General features: G+C 58.6%; 15 protein-coding genes. 5 read left to right on the top strand and 10 right to left on the bottom strand.

What is annotated here, in order from left to right; genetic code table 11:
- Window positions 1-220: 220 nt before the first annotated feature.
- From RIKMI_RS0103525 to RIKMI_RS0103535, 3 genes are all read left to right on the top strand, one after another.
- Complete coding sequence (locus RIKMI_RS0103525) at window positions 221-529, top strand: hypothetical protein (protein ID WP_027290452.1); 309 nt, start codon at window positions 221-223, stop codon at window positions 527-529.
- A 193-nt stretch (window positions 530-722) separates the two neighbouring features.
- Window positions 723-1,712, top strand: coding sequence for a hypothetical protein (locus RIKMI_RS0103530; RefSeq protein ID WP_027290453.1), 990 nt, complete (start codon window positions 723-725; stop codon window positions 1,710-1,712).
- 74 nt (window positions 1,713-1,786) lie between these two features.
- Window positions 1,787-2,191, top strand: a complete 405-nt coding sequence (locus RIKMI_RS0103535; protein WP_084135159.1) for a DUF1573 domain-containing protein — start codon at window positions 1,787-1,789, stop codon at window positions 2,189-2,191.
- Window positions 2,192-2,325: 134 nt separating this feature from the next.
- Here RIKMI_RS0103535 and RIKMI_RS0103540 read toward each other — a convergent pair whose 3' ends face one another.
- From RIKMI_RS0103540 to RIKMI_RS0103575, 7 genes are all read right to left on the bottom strand, one after another.
- A complete protein-coding gene (locus tag RIKMI_RS0103540; RefSeq protein WP_027290455.1) occupies window positions 2,326-3,729 on the bottom strand; it encodes a DUF5723 family protein in 1,404 nt (467 codons plus the stop codon).
- Window positions 3,730-4,746: 1,017 nt separating this feature from the next.
- Window positions 4,747-6,336, bottom strand: coding sequence for a hypothetical protein (locus tag RIKMI_RS0103545; RefSeq protein WP_037291439.1), 1,590 nt, complete (start codon window positions 6,334-6,336; stop codon window positions 4,747-4,749).
- A gap of 587 nt (window positions 6,337-6,923) precedes the next feature.
- On the bottom strand, window positions 6,924-9,095 hold the full coding sequence (recG, locus tag RIKMI_RS0103550; RefSeq protein ID WP_084135160.1) for an ATP-dependent DNA helicase RecG: 2,172 nt from the start codon (window positions 9,093-9,095) through the stop codon (window positions 6,924-6,926).
- A gap of 686 nt (window positions 9,096-9,781) precedes the next feature.
- Window positions 9,782-12,646 carry a cation-translocating P-type ATPase gene (locus tag RIKMI_RS0103555; protein WP_037291442.1) on the bottom strand — a complete coding sequence of 955 codons (2,865 nt, stop codon included), beginning with the start codon at window positions 12,644-12,646 and terminating at the stop codon, window positions 9,782-9,784.
- Between the two features lie 422 nt (window positions 12,647-13,068).
- Complete coding sequence (locus RIKMI_RS0103560) at window positions 13,069-13,899, bottom strand: DUF3108 domain-containing protein (RefSeq protein ID WP_027290459.1); 831 nt, start codon at window positions 13,897-13,899, stop codon at window positions 13,069-13,071.
- 540 nt (window positions 13,900-14,439) lie between these two features.
- Window positions 14,440-14,883: an META domain-containing protein gene (locus tag RIKMI_RS0103570; RefSeq protein WP_027290461.1), complete on the bottom strand. Its 444-nt coding sequence runs from the start codon at window positions 14,881-14,883 to the stop codon at window positions 14,440-14,442.
- Window positions 14,884-15,070: 187 nt separating this feature from the next.
- Window positions 15,071-15,520 carry an META domain-containing protein gene (locus RIKMI_RS0103575; RefSeq protein ID WP_027290462.1) on the bottom strand — a complete coding sequence of 150 codons (450 nt, stop codon included), beginning with the start codon at window positions 15,518-15,520 and terminating at the stop codon, window positions 15,071-15,073.
- A 75-nt stretch (window positions 15,521-15,595) separates the two neighbouring features.
- Here RIKMI_RS0103575 and RIKMI_RS0103580 point away from each other — a divergent pair, with 75 nt between their 5' ends.
- Window positions 15,596-15,970, top strand: a complete 375-nt coding sequence (locus tag RIKMI_RS0103580) for a RidA family protein (RefSeq protein ID WP_027290463.1) — start codon at window positions 15,596-15,598, stop codon at window positions 15,968-15,970.
- 291 nt (window positions 15,971-16,261) lie between these two features.
- Window positions 16,262-16,621 (top strand): thioredoxin family protein, encoded by a 360-nt coding sequence (locus tag RIKMI_RS14255; protein ID WP_169715491.1) that lies wholly within the window; start codon window positions 16,262-16,264, stop codon window positions 16,619-16,621.
- Between the two features lie 51 nt (window positions 16,622-16,672).
- Here RIKMI_RS14255 and RIKMI_RS0103590 read toward each other — a convergent pair whose 3' ends face one another.
- The 3 genes from RIKMI_RS0103590 to aroB all read right to left on the bottom strand — a co-directional run bounded on the left by RIKMI_RS0103590 (window position 16,673) and on the right by aroB (window position 21,248).
- Window positions 16,673-17,674, bottom strand: a complete 1,002-nt coding sequence (locus RIKMI_RS0103590; RefSeq protein WP_027290464.1) for a malate dehydrogenase — start codon at window positions 17,672-17,674, stop codon at window positions 16,673-16,675.
- Between the two features lie 571 nt (window positions 17,675-18,245).
- Window positions 18,246-19,277 (bottom strand): YeiH family protein, encoded by a 1,032-nt coding sequence (locus tag RIKMI_RS0103600; RefSeq protein WP_027290465.1) that lies wholly within the window; start codon window positions 19,275-19,277, stop codon window positions 18,246-18,248.
- A 909-nt stretch (window positions 19,278-20,186) separates the two neighbouring features.
- The gene (aroB, locus tag RIKMI_RS0103605) at window positions 20,187-21,248 is read right to left on the bottom strand and encodes a 3-dehydroquinate synthase (RefSeq protein WP_027290466.1); all 1,062 of its coding nucleotides are present in this window, start codon (window positions 21,246-21,248) and stop codon (window positions 20,187-20,189) included.
- Window positions 21,249-21,315 lie beyond the last annotated feature (67 nt).

Genomic DNA, 21,315 nt, shown 5'->3' on the forward strand with positions numbered 1-21,315 from the left:
GGCCCGCGCCCGCCCCCGGATGGCTGAAAGCCGTCCGGTATTAAGCCGACAAAGAAAACCGTTGCCGAACACATTCGTATATCGAAATATATAATCAGAAATATAAATAGCCGAGACTTGCTATTTTATATTATTTTTATACATTCGAGATATCGAACAATGAAATCTTTACGGTTTCTGTTTGTAGGTTCTGTTTTCAACCCGATTAATTTCAAAAGCCATGGAAAGACAAATTTTCCTCGGCACTTGCGCAGCACTTTTGTTAGGTTTCGGCGCTGACCTCAATGTCCAACGCAGCCAGGCCGACCGACAGGCATCCGACCTGACATTGGCCGATCTGGAGTCCATGGCGATTCCGCCCGACGAATGGGATATGCAACCTCCGGTCGGCAACCGTATCATTTGCAAATGCGACAAATGGTACGAACCGGGCACGGGATGCCGGGTTAATTATGACGGAGCCAAATGCGCGCAGAGCGAAGAAGGCGGAAACATCAGTTGCGCCAATTACGACAGTAATTGCAATTAAGTAATTTTTGAACCGCATCGATAACTCTTGCTCGATGCGGTTTTTTCAATTCTTTGTGGTTATGCGATTTTTTTATTTCTGTATAGGGGCTGCATGGCTCGCGACAGCCTGTTCCAAAACACCTGACCAAGCCGGGACATTTTTTCCGGCTCCCGATAATCCTCCGGTCGATATTCGTTACGCTTCCGTTCGTATGGATACCTTGCGGATCGATTCTCTCGCCACTTCGTTCAACGGCCTGACTGCCGTCGGCCGGCGGGGCGTCTATTTTCTCGACGAATTGTTCTGCTGGCTCTACCGGTTGGACGCTGCCGGCAAACCGCAGACCCGGCTCCTCGGTCAGGGCCGGAGCAACCGGGAAGTCCCGGTCAAGCGGATCGACGGCTACGCCGTTTCGCCGGACGGAGAGCATTGTCTGGTCGGCAGCACGCACGATATTTACCTTTTCGATTCAGCCGGATACCGGCTGCGTTTTCTGAACCTCAAACCCGCTGACGAAAGGCAGGACGAACTGCCCGCATGGGAGCGGTTCGAAGTCTATTCCCTTTGTTACGACAATCTGATCGTGCGTTTCAACGGAAACCGAATGTTCCTGAACGTTATGGCGGCAGATGAGATTTTCAACCTTTCCGCGCCGGATTACTCGCGCCGTGCGCACATCCTGATGGAGGTCGATGCCCTGACGGGGGAAGTGCAAGCTTATCTGGGGCATTATTCGCCTACGATCGGGGAGATGACAGCCTTTTGGGGCGTACATTACGATATAACGCCGCGGGGCGAATTTTTCGTCGGGTACGAGGCCGATTCGCTCATTTACGTTTACGACGAGAATTTCAAGGCGTTGCGGTCGTTCGGCCGGGCAGGCCGGGAGATGCGGACTGCCTATCGTACGCTCGAACAGGGGCCGCAATACAAACGGACGGCACGGGAAGAGCGGCGCGAAAAAGGATTTTACACATCGCTCCGCTGGGTCGGCGACCGTCTGCTGCGTACTTACTGTCGGGGAGGGGATGCGCCGACCGACGGTTTGCAGATCTATGACGGGACGACGCTGATCGCCGACGTGGATGTTCCGAAAGGGATGAAAATAGCGGGGTATATCGAACCGTATTATTATTCGCAGATCGTAACGGACGACGAAAACGAAACGCTCACCCTCTACCGGTTCAAACTCGACAAGTAACCGATGAAAAACAAGGCATATACGATTGTCTGTCTGCTGGCGATCGCCGGGGCTGCCGTCTGGATTGCCACAGGATGGTTATCGCTGCGCAACCGAGAACAGCATACCGCTGCGGAAACATCCCCCGACGCATCCGCCCCTGCGGCTGCGGAAAATACCACTCCCCTCACCACGCTCCGGTTCGACACCCGAACGGTCGATTTCGGAAACGTCCCGTCCGATACGCTCCTCGAAGCCCGCTTCGTACTGCGCAATACGGGCGACTATCCGCTGTCGTCTATTATGTCAATCCCGACTGTTCCTGCACGGGATATACGCTTTCCAAACCGGTCGCGCGACCCGGGGACACGCTCAGCATCGCTTTACGGCTGAGCACGCGTCACAAAATCGGCAGACAGAAATTATACACCGTCGTTCGCGCCAATACGGCCGAGCAAATGTACCGGTTATTGCTGAAAGCCGACGTCACACCGCAATAAATCCGGTTACGACGGCCCGACGACCTGCTGCCGGCTTGTTCCGGAAAGCCCCCTTTCCCCGCACCGTGCCGGGGTATTGTTTCGGGAACTTTCACGGGTTTTGCCCTATTTGGCGGCGGCAGGCTGCGGCGGGACTAACGGCTGTAATACCGGGCGGCCTTGCGCGAGGCGCGGCGGTCGCACGAGCGGAATTCCCGGCTGCGGCTGGTGAAGAAGTTGAGTCCCAGGCTGACGTTCGTACCCCGCGCTCCGGTCAGCGTAAAGGCCGGGATGATGTTGTCCATCGCCAAGTAAAGCTGGAACTTGCCTGTGTTCATCACCACGCCCAGCCCCACGTTCACGGGGTTGTTCGATTTGTAAGTGTAATTCGCCATCAGTTGCCACGTGCCGGTCAGCGTGCGGTAGGCGTATCCGGCCGAAATCGCATAATGCAGTTTGCCGTGGTAAGGGATCATGCCCACGAAGCCTGCGCTGACGTGATGGCGCATGTACGGCCCCAGCGCGTAATCCGCCGCGGCCTGGAAAGTCGTCGGCAGCATCTGGGCGAAACTTCCCGCCGTGGTATCTGCCCGCAGCGTGCGCGAGAGGTCGGTGTAGGCCGAGTCGAGCACATGGCCGATCGAGGTGGTACCGTCGATCAGGCCGCCCAGCCCGTCCACGCCGTAAAAATCATAGGTCCGGCCTTCGCTGTGGGTACGGATTACCGAAGAATTTTTCTTATTCCAGAAGACGGCTCCCAGATCGGTCACGCTGAAAGCTACGTTCAGCCGTTTGTCGTTCGAACGGTAGGTCGCCCCCAGGTCGAACGCGAAACCGGGATTGCTCGACAGGTTGCTCAACAAATCTTCGAACAGACCGCCGCCGGTCGAAAAATCGACATTCCCGCCGCGCAGCGCATAATCGCCGGTTACGGTGTAACGGTCGTATTCTTTCCGGACGGTCACGTCCATGCCGGTGCTCTGGACCGACATCAGGCCGTTCACGTATTTGAGCCGGCCGCCGACCCGCCAATTCTCGTCGATGTCGCGGGTATAGCTGACCCCGAGTTCGACCCATCCGATGGCGTTCGGGGTCATGCTCACATCAAAAGTTTTGTATTCGTTTATCGGATTGTCGAGGATCATCCCGAACAGCCCCTCGGGCATCGAGGTCGCCATGTGCGCCCGTGCGCGCAGGCTCACGCCCATGTAGTCTTTCGGCCCGACGAAGAATCCGGTGTTCACCAGATCGAGGTTGAAGCGCATCAGGGTCAGGTCTTTGCCTTTCGTCGCATCCAACAGGCCGCGCGTGTCAAGGTATTTCACTCCGTCGGCGTTCTTGTCGATCACTTTGTCGTAACTGAAGCTGTTGTCGAACCCGGCGGTAAGGCTCCCGAACAGGGGAATCGTAACGAACCCGCGCGAAGGACGCATGGCCGGATTGTAGAGCATCGACTGCGGTAGATCGCGTGCCGTGAACAGGAAATGGTCTTGCGCAGTCGCGGGAGCGCCGGCGTATCCGCAGGCGAGCAACAAAAAAAGAGTATATAATCTTTTCATAGGCAGTATTCCGATGTCGTCGTCCGGTTCGGTGCGAAGGCACGAGCGGTCGGACGGACGTATTTCAGCGGTATGTCTTTTCGGCGACGACGGACGTTTGTTTTTCTTCGTCCGCTCATGCCGCGGGGGCACCGGTTTCTCCCAACGCCTTATGCCGGCGGAGCATCTCCTTTTTTAAGCGACCCAAAAAGGAGACAAAAACTTGCCGGGAATGCGATTCCCCATTTTCGACTTCCGTCGGAACGGAAAATCGCACATGCCCGGATCAGCAACTTTTACCCGTACTTCGATACCAGTGTAAGAAGCCGGAAGTGCTTTTTAAACCTACAGTTAAAATGCTTTCCTCCTTCGGCTTTGCGTCCATCCCCCGGAGCCGCAAAGCGGCTTGGGCGCGAAAGCCGGCGATTCGGAAGAATCGCATAACCTACAAACCGTACGGTTATTTTTCATTCGGGTCGGACGTCCGGGAGGCCACGGGTAATTACAGCCCGGCTGGAGTGCCCAGCGGCACCGGGCCTCCCGTGGGGAGGCGTCCGGCCCGCCCGCTGACGCGGAAACTTATCTTTTAACTGTATGGTTAATCGCCACGTTTCTCCTTAGGTCGGCCCGGAGCCACCCCGGCGGCCTGCAACGGCGCTGCGTTTGTTTGGCTCCGCCGGCTCCGGCCATAAACTTAACCGTACAGTTGCCGAGGGTCGCAGCCTGTGGAGACCGTGAACGAGTATTGCGAGTGAGCGGGCCTCCGCTGCGGGAGGCTGTGGCCCGCGCGACCTTCAGGTCGCGATATTCGCCTTGTCGAATAACCCTACGGTTAAATTATTTCATTTATCGGCTTTGCGTCCATCCCCCGGAGCCGCAAAGCGGCTTGGGCACAAAAGCCGGCGATTCTGAAGAATCGCATCAATAAAAATCGTACGATTATCCCTACGATCGGACGCCCGGGAGGTTTCCAGGTAATTGCAGCCCGGACACCCGCTGGCGCATCAACGTCCGGCTTGCAAACCGCCCGCGAAAACTTTACTTCGGGTTGATCGTATAGTCCAGTCTGGCGCCCGCCACGATCCGCAGGTCGAGTTCCGACGGGGAGTATATCTTCGCCGCCTTACGTTCGGCAGCCCCCATCGTGGTAGCCGTCAGGCGGAGGAACAACTTGTCGGCCCCCAGCAACAGGTCGATCTTGTCCGGCGACAGCGAACGCGAGATCAGGTTCTTCCCGTCCACCACCCCCGGACGGAAAGCGGGATCGTCCGGTTTGAGGTTGTTCTCCGACGACGGGAACTCCACCGGCTCGTCGAACAACGGCACAGACACGCCGCTGCCCGGTTCCCGGACCGACACCTCGATCGACAGGCCGAGCGGCAGGCCGTTCGTCCCCGACAAAGTGAGCGTCAGTTCCTCGTAGTCGATATCCTCCTTGTTCATATCCTTGAGGTCCACCTCCATTTCCTGGTCGAAAGCCACTCCGTCCAACACCCCGTCCAACGGCAGCGCGATCAGAAACGCACCGCCCAACGTATCCCGTACGCTTGTGCTGTTGTGATCGGGCGCCGCGTAGGACGGATCGCCCAGATCCGCCGCCGTCGGGTTCAGCAGCGTGTTCACGTCCACCGCCAGCCGGCTGAACTCCTTGGTCAGCGCGTCGGTCAGGCCGGTGCCGCTCCGCGTCTTGTCGTTGTTGATGACGATCCGGGTGACTGCCTGCGGTGCGACGAGGATCAGCTGTCCCTCCAGCCCCGGTTTAAGCTCGATCGGAGTATCGTCGATCCGGAGCGATTCGATGTCCGCCATCATCGGCGCGTTGTATTCGTTTTTGAGGTAGAACACGATTTCGGGCCTGTCGAAACGGACGTATTCCGCGTTTTGAGAAAACTCGGCCAGATCGCCGGCCTCGATCAGGCGCGATACGCGGCTGATCTCTTTGCGGCCGAAGAAACCGGCGATATAATCGATCTCTCCGCCGTCGATATTCACTTCCCCGTCCAGTGCGGTCATCGACGGTACACGCCCCTCGAAACGGACACTCATCCGGTTCCCCGCGTCGAGCACCAGCATGTAGTCCGGACCGAGCGCGAGCGGTTCGCCGGCTGTCAGCGTCACCGGCTGTTCGTCTTTCAACAGGTTCGGCACCACGATCCGCAATTCCGACCTGTCGTAACCGGGCACAGCATCCAGCCCGCCGACCGATACCGTAAAGCTGCCTTCGCTGAAAACCACCGTATCGACCGTAGCCCCGTCCAGTCCCGTCAGGGTGAACGTTTCGGCAACCTGCCCGGTCGGCAGATCGATGAATCCGCCCGCTCCGGACCATGAAGTCAGATCTTTATACAGATCGAACTTTTGCGCCGGCACTTCGACGAGCGAAGTCCCGACTTCCGGCCCCGAAAGGGTCAGGTCGGTACTGTCCACGAAAGTCAGCACGCCGTCGGGGCCGACCTGCATGTTTTTCTGGATATCGGCCAGTTCGAAAAGCGACGAATCGCTGGCCACGACGTTGCCCACCGGCAACGTCGTGTTCGGACGTACGTGGATATTGTCGAACATCCCTTTTTCCGTACATCCCGCCGCGACTGCGGCGACCGACAACAGGCAAAGTATTCGTTTTTTCATAGGCATCCCGCATAGGCCTCCCGGCCGTTTACGGCGCAAAGGTAAATTTTTTTGTCTCATTCGTAAACCAGTGTACGGAAAATTCGATATGTTATAATAGGGGCGATTCATCCCGCGGCTTTCATCCGGTCGGACACTCGAAGCGCACGGCTTTACAACGGTCGCAACGACCGTTTTCGGCTTTGAGCCTCGCCGCACGGGGGCGGCGCAGGCCCCGGTCCCGGCCCCGGCAAAAAAACGAAGGAACCGGGACGAAACAACGCCGGCCGGGACGGCCGGTATTCCAAAGTATAAATGATCGGGATAGGAATCGTACTTTATGGCCGCATGCCCTGTGGTCCGTACGGGCAGAGGCAGCAGATCCGGGGAACCGCACATTCCTTTGGTCTGCTGCCTCTGCCTAAAAATCGAAAAGCGCAGGTAATACGGTTAATCATGCAGCTTTGCCCCTACTCCTTATCAGATCGCCCCCCCCGGCGGAGGCCTGCAACTGCACTGCGCTTGTTCCGATTCCGCCGGCTCCGGCCGATAACCCCACGTTTTAATTCAGCGTTCTGCATTAGCGGGTACGCCGGAAGTCCTTTCTCTCAACTGATCTGGCTCAGATCCACCTCCGCCTGTTTTTTCCGGTTCAGTCTTTCCAACGCGGCCCGGAGCAGCACGTTCCGTTTATCTTCCAGGTGCGGGTCGTCCGCCAGTATCCGTTCGGCCACGGAACGCGCATGTTCCAGCAATGCCCCGTCCCGGGCCAGGTCCGAAACCTTGATTTCGATTCCCTGTCCGCTCTGCGCCGTACCGTCGATATCCCCCGCCCCGCGCAATTGCAAGTCCAGTTCCGAAAGCCGGAAACCGTCCGTCGTGGAGACCATCGCCTCCATGCGCCGCCGCGCCTCGGTCGATAACTTATCGCCCGTCATGAGGATGCAGTACGACTGGTCGCCGCCCCGGCCGACCCGACCGCGCAACTGATGGAGCTGCGACAGCCCGAACCGTTCCGCACTCTCGATCACCATCACCGTGGCGTTCGGTACGTTCACCCCCACCTCGATGACCGTCGTGGAGATCAATATCTGGGCCTGTCCCTCCTTGAACAGTTCCATCCCGTAATCTTTCAGCCGCGCCGGCATCTTGCCGTGCACCACTACGCTCGTGTACCGCGGCGGGGGAAATTCCCGCGCGATCACCTCCGCTCCCGCTTCTAAGTTGGCGACGTCCATCTTTTCCGACTCCTGGATCAGCGGATAGACGATATAGACCTGCCGTCCCTGGTCGATCTGCTCCCGAAGGAAACCGAACAACCGCAGTCGGTGCGATTCCCGAGCGTGCGACGTGCGTACCGGCTTGCGGCCCGGAGGCAGTTCGTCGATCACCGACACGTCCAGATCGCCGTACAGGGTCATCGCCAGCGTGCGGGGAATGGGCGTGGCCGTCATCACCAGCACGTGGGGCGGCAATCCCGTGCTTTTGAGTCTCAGTTTCGCCCGTTGCATCACCCCGAAACGGTGCTGTTCGTCGATGACCACGAATCCCAACCGCGCGAACCGCACCGTGTCTTCGATCAGGGCGTGGGTGCCGATCAGCAGGTCGATTTCGCCGGCGAGCAGCCCTTGGGCGATCTCCTCGCGCTTTTTCCTGCGTGTGCTGCCGGTCAGTAATTCCACCCGCAGTCCCGCGGTCTCCACAAGTTCCGTGATCGAGCGGTAGTGCTGGGTCGCCAGGATTTCGGTCGGGGCCATGATCGCGCTTTGGAATCCGTTGTCGGCGGCGATCAGCACGCACAGAAGCGCCACGATGGTTTTCCCGCTCCCTACGTCGCCCTGCATCAGGCGGTTCATCTGGTGGCCGCTGACCATATCGCCGCGAATCTCTTTGATTACCCGTTGTTGGGCTCCGGTCAGGGCGAAAGGCAGTTTTTCGCGGTAAAACAGGTTGAAATAGTCTCCGATTTTCGGCATCAGGTAGCCGCGTGTCTTTTCCGTCCTCACGCGCCGCTGCCCTAAGAGTTGGAGCTGGATGACGAACAGTTCCTCGAATTTGAGCCGCCGCATGGCTGCGTTCAGCGCTTCGGCCGAAGCCGGGAAATGGATGTCGTGCAATGCCTGCGCCCGACCGACGAGCCGTTCCTGTTCCAGCAGGCAGGCGGGCAGCGTCTCCGGGATATAGTCTCTGACGGCCGCCCAAAGCGTCCGCATGGCGTTGAAGATGGCTTTGGTGCCCAGACCGATGGAACTCAGCCGTTCGGTGGTGCTGTATATGCCCTGCATACCGACCGGCTCCTGCCCTTCCACGGCGATGGGCGGTTCGAACTCCGGATGGGCCATGTTGGGGGAACCGTTGAATATCGTGGGGCGTCCGAAAAAGATGTATTCCCGGCCCGCTTCGAGTTTTTTCAGGATATATTTGATTCCGCGGAACCATACCATATCCATTTCGCCCGTGTCGTCGGCCACTACCGCGGCCAGGCGGGCTTTCGCCCCGTGGCCGACGATCCCCACATCCTGCACGCGCGCACGTACCTGTATGTACTGGGAAGAGAGTTCGTCGCCGATTTCGGCGATTTTGTAAATTCTCGAACGGTCCACGTACCGGAACGGGATATGCATCAGCATATCGCCGAAGGTCGCCACGCCGATCTCGGAGGCGAGCAGTTCGGCCCGTTTCTGCCCGATGCCGGTCAGGTATTGTATCGGTCTGTCGAGTATGCTGTCCATTCGGTCGGTTCGTTTGCGGCCCGCTTTTGTCCGATGACCGGACGACATGTTTGCCGGAAAATTTCGGGGCGACTCCTGTTGTCGGACGGAAAGCCTCCGCCCGGCAGTCGTGTGCGATTCGGTAGATTACTCCGGTACGGCGGACTGTCGATTCGAGTACGGTTGTTTTTAGGACCGGGCGCTCGGGAGCGGTCGCAACTTAGGGTCGTTACAATCCGGTCTATGCGCCGGGCACTATCGCGGAAATTTAGTTTTAACAGTACAGTTATTTATAAAATCCGGACGCCCGGGAGCGGTCGCAACTTTCGGCGCATAAAGCGACGAATTGCGGGCCTCCCGAGGGGGAGGCGTCCGGCCCGCCCGCTAACGCGGAAACTGATTTTAAACTGTAGGTTTAATTGTATGTCTATTGCCGACGGGCGTTTGTTTTTTCTTTGCCCGCTCATGCTGCGGGGCGCTGGCTCCGGCCTTGAATCTGCAAATTGAACCTACCGTTTATTGCAATGTTCTCCCTTATCCGGCCGGAGCCACCTCGGCCCCATCCCCTATCCCGGTTAGGTAAGTATATACGACATTACCCAAAATCGGGCAATGCTCTCTCTAAACGGCCCTGCCGTGCCGCTCGGCACAGGGGACCGGGGCTTTCTCTGTTTAAGGAGGTGGGCGCGGGACGAAATATACTGAAAATCAAGTGTACATATGATATAGGGTAAAGTCGTATATACTTACCCCGGTTATTTTCTTTCCCGGCGACGAGCGACCAGACGGATCAGTTCGCCGATCCAGAGCACGACCGATGTCGAAGCGATAATGAGCGTCCAATCCGCCAGCGACAGCGGCACTACCCGGAATACCTCGCCCCCGAACGATACGATCAGCACCTGGCCCGCCACGATCAACGAGGCGACGATCAGGAATCCCGTATCGTGCAGCAAACCGTGGAACGCCGTGTGCCCGCTCGCGTAAGCCTTCGCGTTGAACATGTTCCAGAACTGGAGCATCACGAACACCGTGAAGAAAACCGACAGTTTGTAAGGCGTGATTCCGTCCCCCGTATGGCCGAAAACATAGAGCAGAGCCAACAACGCCGCCACGAAACCGAACCCCGTCCAGAGGATCGACCGCCGCATGAACGGGCTGATGATGAAATCGCTCGTGCGGCGCGGCCGGTGAGTCATTTCGCGTTTGTCCGGCGGCAGCGAAGCCAGCGCTCCGGCCGCGAAGGTATCCATGATCAGGTTCACCCACAACATCTGGGTTACGGTCAGCGGCAGAGTGAAGCCCAGCAGCGACCCCATGAAGACGATGGTCAGCGCCGCCACATTGATCGTGAGCTGGAACAGCACGAACCGCTGGATGTTGCGGTATACCGACCGGCCCCACATCACCGCCGTGGCGATGCTCGCGAACGAATCGTCCAGCAGCGTGATGTCGCTCGCCTCCTTGGCTACGGACGTGCCGCTGCCCATCGAGAGGCCCACGTTGGCGAAATTCAGCGCCGGGGCGTCGTTCGTACCGTCGCCCGTAACGGCCACCACCTCGCCGCGCCGCTGGAGCATCCGCACCAGCCGCTGTTTGTCCATCGGCCGAGCGCGCGACATGATCTTGAGGGATTCTACCCGTTCCAGAGCCTCTTCGTCGGAGAGAGCCTCCCACTCCACCCCGGTGATTTCGTTCTGCGGACCGTCCGTGGCCGGGTTCCAAAGGCCGATCTGGCGTCCGATCTCGCGGGCTGTGCCCGGCGTATCGCCCGTGACGATCTTCACGGCGATACCAGCGCTCATGCACTCCGTCACCGCCGCCGGAACATCTCCGCGCACGGGATCCATAATGGCCGTGAAGCCGGCGAAAGTCAGCCCGCCTTCGGCGACCAGCGCCTTGATACGGTCCGAATCATAATGCGCATAGTCCGCGTCCGCCGGCAGCGCCCGGTAAGCGAAACCGAGCGTACGCATCGCCTTGCCCTGGTAATCGAGCAGTTGCGCTTCGATCTCCCGCCGCTGCCCGTCGGCGAGGCCCGCGCAATGCGCGAGCACCATCTCCGGCGCACCTTTTATATATAGTATCGTCTCTCCGTTGAGAGCCGCCGAGTGCACGATGGTCGCCATATATTTGTGCCGCGTCGAGAAAGGCAGCTGCGCCACCGTCTCGGCCGCCCCCCGCAGCTCCGCATAGTTTTGCGCGGGAGAACGCTTGTCTAACCACAGCAGCAACGCCCCCTCGGTCGGATTGCCGAGCGGTTTGGGATGCGCCGCGTCGTCGCGGTTCAGGTTGGCGGTGGTATTGACCGCGATCCCTTCGTAAACCAACGTTTCCGGCACCCCGAAGTCGAAGTGCGCCGCTTCGACGCTCATCTGGTTTTTGGTCAGCGTGCCGGTCTTGTCGGTACAGATCACGGTGGTGGCCCCCATCGTCTCGCAGGCGTGCATCTTGCGCACGAGGTTGTTGGAACGGAGCATCTTGCGGATCGAAAGGGCGAGCGAGAGGGTTACGCTCATGGGCAGCCCTTCAGGCACGGCCACGACGATCAGCGTCACGGCGACCATGAAGTAGTTGAGGATACGCCCGGCGGCGTCGAGACCGATCCACGAGCCGGCCGAGAGGGGATTGACGCCGAAGAGCAGACCGATAGCGGCGACGGCGGCGAAAACGAGGATACCGAACACGAGCCAGAACATCCAGCCGAGTTTTTCGACGGCGGCGGGCAGCTCTTTCGGTTTGCCGGCGAGATAAAAGGCGTCGTAAACGATCGGCACCCATACTTTGACGAGGGCGACGGCGGCTCCGGCGAGCACGGCTCCGAGCAGGCCGATCTGGCCGAGGGTGAAGTCGTCCTGCCCGTCGAATATGTCTTTGAGGAACAGGGCGAGGAAAGTCACGAGGGCCAGGGCGAAGCCGACCACTCCGATCAGTTTGGCGAGGCGGTCGAGCTGACGGTTCAGGGGGGTAATCTCTTCGGATTTGACGGTAGCCTGACGGGCCACTTTGCCGAATTCGGTGGCGTCGCCGACGCGGATCACGCGTGCGATGCCATGGCCATCGATGACGGTGGTGCCGCGCAGCACATGATTGCCGGGATAGGTGGCGTCTTTTTTGAACTCTTCGGGATGTACGGTCTTCGGGGCGGAGGGTTCGCCGGTGAGGTTGGATTCGTTGACTTGCAGCGACACGGCTTCGAGCAGCTCGGCGTCGGCGGGCACTTCGTCGCCGGTTTCGAGCAGAATGATGTCGCCCACGACGATCTCTTTCTTGCCGACTTCGCGCACTTGTCCGTCGCGGACGACGCGCACGGGGCTGTCGTCGTTCACCTGGTTGAGGATATCGAATTTCCGGGCGGCATCGACTTCAAACCAAAAGGCGACGCCGGTGGCCAGGAAAATGGCGCAGAAGATACCGATGGTCTCGTAGTATTCGCCGTGCACGAATGAAATACCGAGGGAGAGAAAGGCGGCGATCAGCAGAATGCGGATCACGGGGTCGGAGAATTTCTCCAGAAAGAGCTTCCACAACGGGGTGCGGGGCGGAGGGGTCAGACTGTTGCTTCCGTGTTTCTCCCGGCTCTCGGCCACTTGCTGCGGGGTCAATCCTTGATGTATCATATAAATTTTAATGGTTCGTTTATCCGTACCGTTGAGGTTTGAGGGTACTGTTCTCTTTGTGAACAAAGAGAACCAGAAAACCGACGCAGCAGCCGAGCGCCATCGAATTCGTTCGAATGGCCGAGGCGCCAGGAGGAAGGCGAAGCCAAACTTTTTGAGATGCTGGCGCATCTCCTGAGCCTGCCGGATATCCGTTGCTTTTGGGGTATGTTGTGCTATCGGAATAGTGGGCTAATAGGTAGTAACCACATTATCGCCCACTATTCCGATAACACAAAAGAGTTCGCAATGCAAAAGGACTGCGGAGCTTAAGGCGAAACACAGCTGCTCGAAAGTTTCTTTGGTTCTTTCTTTTCAAAGAAAGAAAAGAACGGTTGCCTCAAAAGCCTAAAACGGGACAAATAAACGAACGGTTTAAAAAATTACTGTGTTATCCGGGCCGTGAACGGGTGGGCGAGATTTTTCCAGCCCGTGAGCGTCGCCTGTACCCGTCCCACGCGGATCGGCGTTTCCAGATAGACCGGGATACGGTTTTCGTCGTCCGAGATCCAGATAAAGAAATCCGTGCCCTCCTGGAACGACTCCGCATCGCCCGGCGCCAGTTGGCAAGTGAACTTCAGGCACCGCACCGGTCCCGTGGCCGGAGCGTCGATAATCTCCCGTCCCAGGAACTTATACTCCACCGAGCGGATCGTGTCCACCATCACCAGATTCAGCCGCCCCTTCTGGCCCGCCTTCATCGTGCCCGTAGAAGGCAGACTGCGCAAATTGAAAAAGTGCGCCACCGGATCGAAATCCGCCGCCGCGACCGTCATCGTCCGGCCCCGTTCGTACCCCTTTTTCAGATTCTTGCCGAAAGTATAGACCAGCCCCGCCTTCCAGTTGAACGTCAGTCGGCTGCGATAACGGTAACTCCCCTCCTTGATCTCCGAGGTAGCCAGCAACGGCCGCAACGTGGACTGTTCCAGCCACGTTTCGTAGACATCGTCCATCTTGAAAAATACCGAATAGAACGGCCTGGTCAGCCCGTGCGCCCAAACACGATAGCACGGTATTCCCTCGATTTTGTCCTCCGAAGTACGGAACGTGATCGTAGCCACGTCCGTCGTCAATATAGCCGCGCTGTAACTGGCCGTATAGGAAAGCTCTTCGCCCGGCCCGAAAGCCGGTTCCTGCGGAGGCTGGCCCGACACCCGGCCGCCGGCCAACAGCAGGCAGGCGACGAAAAGCGAAAAGATCGTCGATTTTCTCATAGTACTCACAAATATAGCGGTTTTTCACTCCGTACCACCTCCCCGCCCGCATTTTCCGTCTTTCGGACAACGCGAAAGGAATACCGGGAAACAGGACACCCGCCGGACAAACGTACGGGAAACAGCCGGGACGTTCTCGCCCGGACTTCTGCATACGATTTTAGACGGAAAGGGCCGTCGCTTTCAAGGCCTCCGGCCCCGCATACTGCCGCACGGGACGATTGCAAGTCCGGACAAAAGCCCCTGAATTTTCGGTACGGACCGCAAACAAAAACAGGTTCCGGACCGTACCCGACGCAGCGATCTTCCCGCCCCTGCGTTTTTCCATGCCGACCTGGCCGTTCCGTGCCGGAAGTCCGCCTCCCCGCCGCGGGACCGCACCCGGCCCTCCTCTGCCGGGAACCTGCGGCGACAGCCTGCCGCCGCAGGAGATGACTCCGACCGATAAAAAAGGCCCTCCCCGGAATGCAGACCGGGCCGGCAAGCGTCCGAAAACCCTGCCGACCCGGCTATACCGTTACGAAGCGACCGGTTCCGCCCCTATTCCGCCGTTTTCGGCACTGCGGTCAGCAAGGCTACCAGATTACCCTCCGCATCCAGCATCAGCAGACGGTCGCCTTCGATTTTCAACCGTTTGATACCGGTCAGCTCTCGCGTGAACCCGTCCTCGATTTCCGTATCCGGACAATACTTGCGCGTTGCCCCGGCATTGCTGATCTCGATGTTGTGCTCCGCATCTTCGAACAGGCTGTACCCCGCGAAGAAATTGTTGCACGGAGCCTGTCCGTAGATCATTTTCTTTTCCGCATCGAAAGTGAGCGTCACCGCCTTGTCGGTCGGCACCGCTTCGCCCCGGAACTCGACGAGACGCCAGTTGTCGGCCTCCAGATTGGCGATCTTCGGACTGCCCTTGCGGCAGGAGCAGCACGAACTGACAAGTACGGCAGCCAACGCTACGGCCGCCACTGCGAACATTTTTTTCATGGTGTGGTTCGGTTATTGTTTTCGAGGTAAAGATATACGATTTCCCGATTATATGCTTCGACATGCCGGGCATGTTCGACGGTAACTTTCCTCTGTCGGCTCGGCGCCGGACGATTAGCGATCGTCGGAAAGGGGGGCGCGGGCCGAAAAAACAGCGGAAACAACGGCCGCTATATATCACAGACGGTTACCTTTTTTGAATCGTGCTTGCCGGTACGAATGTCAGGACGACCGTTCCGGTACTGTCCATCAGCAGCAATTGGCGATGGCGTACCGTGTAACGGCGGGCGTTCCTCAGCTTTTCGACATAATCCTGTTCCCGGACATCGTCCGGACACAATGCCAGCGTCATGCCTTCGATAGTGATCGTTATCTGTGAAACGGAATCGGTCTCTTTCGTAGTATAGCTTCCGAAGAAAGTGTTGCAGGAAGTGAACCCCTGCAACTGTCCGTCGCTGAGGAATTCGACGGAGGGCGGCGATTCGCTGCCGGTACTGTCCGTCGCCCGGCTTCCGGAGCTGTCCGCGCTGCCCAACGCGACCCACAGATCGCTCTCCAACACCAGCGGCGACTCGCCGACGCCGGTGCAGGCCGTAACCGAAAGGGCCGCAAGAATGGCTGTTGCGATTCTGAGCATATTTCCGTTATTTTGTACGCAAAGGTAAAGTTTCGCTTCAGTGTGAACCAAAATTAATACCAAAAACGTCATACGATGAAAAAAATTATCGCCACCCCGGAAGCGCCTGCCGCCGTAGGACCTTACAGCCAGGCTGTGGAAGCCGCCGGAACGCTTTACATCTCCGGGCAGCTCCCGATCGACCCGGCAACGAAAACCATGCCGGAGGGCATCCGGGCGCAGACGGAACAAAGCCTAAAAAATATCGCGGCGATCCTCGAAGCGGCCGGCTATTCCAAAAACGACGTGGTCAAATCCACGGTATTGCTCAAGGACATCGCCGATTTCGGGGCCATGAACGAAGTGTACGCCGGATTCTACACCGAGAATCCGCCGGCACGCGTGGCCTACCAGGTGGCGGCATTGCCGATGGGAGCGCTGGTCGAAATCGAAACCGTGGCCGTCAAGTAACCGGACGCGCATCGGGATTTTCCAGAGAATAAAACATGCGATCCCGATTATATACACCGAATATACCGAACGTATTCGGGGCGGACCGTGCGGGCCGAAAACAGCGGACAAAACCGTTGGTATATCGACGTACAGGACCGGATACCGAAACATATAACCGGAATATCGTACAAACTGCTTTCCGAAAAGGTTTCCTGCCGCCAAACGGCAGGAAACCTTTTTTATCGCATACAGCCCGGAATGGAACCATTTTTGCTCGTTCTTTTTTACGAACCATGCAAGAGTAGAATCATGAATCTGAAAGAGCTGACCGACAAGGAATTGCTGGGAATCGTGGAGGCCTGTCCGGAAAGGCCGGGCAGTTGGAAGCCGCAGGGAGAGCATCCCGTGGTGTTGGATTTTTACGTGCCGTGGTGCAAGCCCTGCCAGGCCATGGTGCCGCTTCTGGAAGAGGTGGCCGGGGAATATGCCGGCAGGGTCGATTTCTGCCAGGTCAATATCGACCGGGAGAGGCGCACGGCGGTACGGTTCCGGGTCAGGCATGTTCCGGCCCTGATATTCATATCGGGCGGGGGCGTATGCCGTCTGGAAACGGGAGCGATGACGAAAGCCGCCTTGCGCGAGGCGGTCGAAACGATGATCCGCAACTGAAAGGGGCGGTACTCCGGCAAGAGTACCGCCCCGTCCGATTCCTGACGACGGCTATTTCAAATGTCCGTTCAGCGATTTCCAATCCGGGATCGCTGGGATGATACCCATCTCGATCACTTCGTCGCGCAGTTTGCAGAGGTGACCGTAGCTTTGTTTCAACGCTTCGGTCTCCTCGGCGGTACCGTGCGGCACTTTGTAGCGTATGCCGTCCTTGTCGATCGTGGTTTCCATCGCCATCAAAATGTGGTCGAAACCGCCTTCCGACACATATACCCCGGCGGGCCAGCGGAACGGAGTACCGCCCATCGCCGCACGGATCATCTCCACCGACACGTAAGCCGGACTTTGGAACGACGAGCGGCCGCGCAGGTCGATGATGCGTTTACCGCCCTGGATCACATGCTGACGAATGGCAGCCCACTGCTCGTCGGTCAGGGCTGGGGTGCCGATCAACCCGGTCAGCGGCTTGCCGTCCACTTTCGTGGTCGAGGCGAACACGGCCATCTGTTCGCCGTGGCCGCCATAGGTACGGGCATCGGTCACCCGGTCGTGCGCGATGCCGAAATGCTGGGCCAGCGCGGTACGCAGACGCGTGCTGTCGAGCGCGGCAAGGGTACTGACTTGCGAGGGCCTGAGGCCGGAATAAAGCAGAGTAATAAGGCCGGTGATGTCGGCCGGGTTGAAGACCACGACCACATGTTTCACGTCCGGGCAGTAGGTGCGGATGTCTTTGCCGAACTGGGCGGCGATTTCGGCGTTGCCTTTGAGCAGGTCTTCGCGGGTCATCCCGGCTTTACGGGCTGCCCCTCCGGAAGAGATGACGTATTTGGCTCCTTTGAGGGCTTCCGCAATGTCGCTGGTCCAGGTCAGGTCGATGCCGTCGAATCCGCAGTGATACATCTCTTCGGCCATCCCTTCGAGGGCGGGCGCGAAGGGGTCGTAAGCACAGATATTCGGGGTCAGCCCCATCATGATGGCGGTCTGTACCATGTTGGAGCCGATCATGCCGGCGGCGCCTACGATAGTGAGTTTTTCGTCTGTCAGGAAATTCATGGTTATGAATATGTTAAGGATTGTTTAGCGTATTTTCTGTTCGTACTGCACGGAGGCGCTTTCGTGCACAAATCGGCCTCGGCGGTATCCGGGTATTTCGGCCGGCCGCAATATCCGCATCCCGCGGATCACGGAAACGGCCGCATCATTCTACGTTTTGCCTCGGGCCGCAGCCTGCGGATGAGCGACGAGCGGATGAGGGTTGCGGGCAGCCCGAACCGACGCAACAGCCGAGCGCCATCGAACGGACCCGTATGGCCGAGGCGCCGGGAGGAAACCGGAATGGCCCCCCGGCGAAGAACTGTAAGCAGCACATACCGGCTCCGGTCGATACGATTAATCGTACGGTTAAATCGTCCGCGTAGCGGGCAGCCCGGAGCCACCCCCGGCGAAGGGCTGCAACCTGCGGTTTTGCCCTCGCTGGCTCCGGGCGACAACATATAAATTTAACCGTACGATTTTTATTGATGCGATTCGAAAGAATCGCCGGCTTTGCGCCTACCCCCCGAAGGGGAAAGCATTTTAATGTACGGTCAGATATCAATTCCCGCCTTAGCAGGCATGACACAAGTTACATCAGCCACGGAGCGACATAACTGGCCAGCAACCACCCTCCGGCCATCAGCCACACGAACAGGATCGCAGCCAGCAGGAACGGTTTGAAACCCGCTTTCCTGAACTTTTCGATGCTGGTCTCCGCACCGAGAGCCGTCATGGCCATCGTCAGCAGAAAAACATCCGATTGTTTGATAAAAGCGATCACGCTGTCCGGAAGCAACCCCAGCGAGTTGAAAGCGATCACGCCGAGGAAACCGACAGCGAACCACGGGATCGAAATTTTGCCCTGGTCGCCGCCGGTCGCCGCAGCAATACCCCGTTTCTGCAACTTCCGTGCCCGGACCCGCGAAATGGTAAAACTGATAACGAGCAGGACGGGCACCAACAGGATCACGCGGATCATTTTGACGATGATGGCCGTGTCCGACACCTCCTGTCCCATGGCGTTGCCCGCCCCCACGACATGGGCTACCTCGTGGAGCGTCGAACCGGTGTAAAGCCCCATCTGCGCCGGATCGAGACCCAGTACGCCGCTGCGGTAAAGGGCCGGATAGACGAACATGGCCAGCGTGCCGAAAATGACGACGGTGGAGACAGCCACGGCCGTCTTGTAGGGTTTGGTGCGGACGGTGGCCTCCGCCCCCAGCACGGCGGCGGCTCCGCAGATGCCGCTCCCGACCGAGGTCAGCAGAGCGATACCCTTGTCCATCCGCAGTAACCGTCCGACGAGCACGCCGCCATATACGGTGACTGTCACGACGACAGCGTCGACCACGATAGCCGGAAGACCGACTTTGACGATGTCCTGAAAAGTCAGGTTGAAACCGTACAGGATAATGCCGACGCGCAACAGCCGTTTGGAACAGAAGAGGATACCGGGAACCCAAGTGGCCGGCAGGCGGTTGCGCAGGCTGTTGGCATAGAGCATCCCCAGCACGATCCCGACGATCAGGGGGCTGAGCGACAGACTGCGGACGAAACCGGTTTCGGCGATCCAGAAAGCGGCGCACGAGAAAAGCGCGATAAGCAGCACGCCGTGGAGCATATTGCCCCTGTGTTCACTTAATTTCATGTTTATCTTCGGGTTTAATCACTATCGTCAATATATTCGTTCGGTACGTCGCGATATCCGTCGGACTTTCGTCGAGACTCAGACCGGCAACCGAATCGGACTGTAACTCCTCTCGGCTCCGGGAAAAACGAAGGTTAAATCGTCCGCGTAGCGGGCAGCCCGGAGCCACCCCCGGCGAAGGGCTGCAACCTGCGGTCTTGCCCTCGCTGGCTCCGGGCGATAACATATAAATTTAACCGTACGGTTAAGCTGTCACTCTTTCGGCTTTGCGCCCCCCCCGAAGCCGCCAAGTGGCTTGGGCGCATAAGCCGGCGATTCTGTCGAATCGCAATATTAAAACCATACTTTATAATTTGCAGGTTAAAACCCGGAGCCAGCGAGGACGCGACCGTAGGTTGCAGCCGTTAACTTCGCTTCGCTCGTTTTGCCTGGCGGCTTCCTCGCGCTGCCTCGCCAAAGTCCGCAAGCGGTCTTTAGGTCTCGGTACACTGCTCGGTTCCTCCTTGTGCCTCGGCCATTCGTGTAACGCTGCCGGTGAGAGCAGTCAAGCCGGCTCAAGCACTGCCGAAAGGCGAGGAGGAAAGCGAAGCCGACCCCGATGGCTCTCGGCTGCTGCGTCGGTTCGCCGGGGATGGTTCCGGACTACATATACAAATTAACTCTACGATTAGTCGTCTGCCGCGTTAGCGACCGGTCCGAGCCATCCCCGACGAAGAATTCCGACTCAGGATCATCGCCCCCCGGTTCACGGCCCGCCGGAAACCCGCGGCCGGCAACAGCGGCAAACCACCGTACAAAAAAACGAAATCCCGCCTGAAAAGACGGGATCGAAATCGTTATGCGTCATAACGAGAAGTTATAACCGAAAAACCAGGCCGGATTTCACAGAAGATCTGCCGCCAGTGCGTCCAGCTCCGCGAGCGGCATCCGCCGTCGGACAGCGCGTCCGATACCCTCCATCAGCACATAGTCGATGGCCGCCGCCTCCCGTTTCTTGTCCGAAGCCGCCGCCTCCAGCAGCGCGGCAGCCGGTATGCCCGACTCCGGCGCCACGGCCGTCGGCAGCCCCATGGCCCCGACTACCGCGATCACCCGTTCCGCATCTTCAGAAGACAGCAATCCCAGTCTGTGCGACAATTTCGCTGCGATACAGAGGCCTATCCCCACCGCTTCGCCGTGCAGGTAACGTCCCGTGCATTTTTCGACCGCATGGGCGAACGTATGCCCCAGATTGAGCAGCTTGCGTTCACCGCGTTCCGTCTCGTCCGCCGCCACAACCGCCGCTTTCAGCTCCACGGAAGCGACCACGGCCCGGTGCAGCAGCCCGGCATCGCCGGTAAAGCTGCCGAACGTATGGTTTTCGAACATTCCGAACAGCTCCTTGTCCCGAATCAGCCCGCATTTGATTATTTCGGCCAGCCCGGCACGCAGTTCCCTTTCCGGCAGGGTCGCGAGCATACCCTGGTCGCACAGAACGAAATCCGGCTGGTTGAAAACGCCGACAATGTTCTTATAACCGTCCAGATTGACCCCGTTCTTGCCGCCCACGCTGGCATCGACCTGAGCCAGCAGCGACGTGGCCACGAAACCGAAACCGCCCACGCCGCGCATGTAAGTCGAGGCCGCGAAACCGGTGATGTCGGTGACGATTCCCCCGCCGACGCCGACGAGATACGAACCGCGGTCGGCGCCGAGCCTCAACAGTTCGCGGTAGATATAGCCGACGGTTTCCAGCGTCTTGTTCGTTTCGCCGGTACCGATCACGATATGCGGATACCGTCCGGTCAGTTCGGGATAAGCGGCTTTCAGATTGGAGTCGGTGATTACGATGGGCCTCTGCCCTTCGAGCAGGCCGCCGAGACGGGACAGCGCGTCGCCGATAATCACGCGCGAGGGGGCACCGGGCCGTCCGGAGCGAGGGACGAGAATTTCTTGTGTCATCATACTGGCAAAGTTATGACTTTTCCCGATTCGGCCGTTTTCGGAACGGGAAGAATACCGGACGAGGTTC

The organism is Rikenella microfusus DSM 15922, assembly GCF_000427365.1.
Lineage (GTDB): Bacteria > Bacteroidota > Bacteroidia > Bacteroidales > Rikenellaceae > Rikenella > Rikenella microfusus.

Coding starts and splice junctions, on each gene's coding strand:
- RIKMI_RS0103525 (WP_027290452.1), top strand. CDS start 221: ATGGAAAGACAAATTTTCCTCGGCACTTGCGCAGCACTTTTGTTAGGT.
- RIKMI_RS0103530 (WP_027290453.1), top strand. CDS start 723: ATGGATACCTTGCGGATCGATTCTCTCGCCACTTCGTTCAACGGCCTG.
- RIKMI_RS0103535 (WP_084135159.1), top strand. CDS start 1,787: ATGGTTATCGCTGCGCAACCGAGAACAGCATACCGCTGCGGAAACATC.
- RIKMI_RS0103540 (WP_027290455.1), bottom strand. CDS start 3,729: ATGAAAAGATTATATACTCTTTTTTTGTTGCTCGCCTGCGGATACGCC.
- RIKMI_RS0103545 (WP_037291439.1), bottom strand. CDS start 6,336: ATGAAAAAACGAATACTTTGCCTGTTGTCGGTCGCCGCAGTCGCGGCG.
- recG (WP_084135160.1), bottom strand. CDS start 9,095: ATGTCGTCCGGTCATCGGACAAAAGCGGGCCGCAAACGAACCGACCGA.
- RIKMI_RS0103555 (WP_037291442.1), bottom strand. CDS start 12,646: ATGATACATCAAGGATTGACCCCGCAGCAAGTGGCCGAGAGCCGGGAG.
- RIKMI_RS0103560 (WP_027290459.1), bottom strand. CDS start 13,899: ATGAGAAAATCGACGATCTTTTCGCTTTTCGTCGCCTGCCTGCTGTTG.
- RIKMI_RS0103570 (WP_027290461.1), bottom strand. CDS start 14,883: ATGAAAAAAATGTTCGCAGTGGCGGCCGTAGCGTTGGCTGCCGTACTT.
- RIKMI_RS0103575 (WP_027290462.1), bottom strand. CDS start 15,520: ATGCTCAGAATCGCAACAGCCATTCTTGCGGCCCTTTCGGTTACGGCC.
- RIKMI_RS0103580 (WP_027290463.1), top strand. CDS start 15,596: ATGAAAAAAATTATCGCCACCCCGGAAGCGCCTGCCGCCGTAGGACCT.
- RIKMI_RS14255 (WP_169715491.1), top strand. CDS start 16,262: ATGAATCTGAAAGAGCTGACCGACAAGGAATTGCTGGGAATCGTGGAG.
- RIKMI_RS0103590 (WP_027290464.1), bottom strand. CDS start 17,674: ATGAATTTCCTGACAGACGAAAAACTCACTATCGTAGGCGCCGCCGGC.
- RIKMI_RS0103600 (WP_027290465.1), bottom strand. CDS start 19,277: ATGCTCCACGGCGTGCTGCTTATCGCGCTTTTCTCGTGCGCCGCTTTC.
- aroB (WP_027290466.1), bottom strand. CDS start 21,248: ATGATGACACAAGAAATTCTCGTCCCTCGCTCCGGACGGCCCGGTGCC.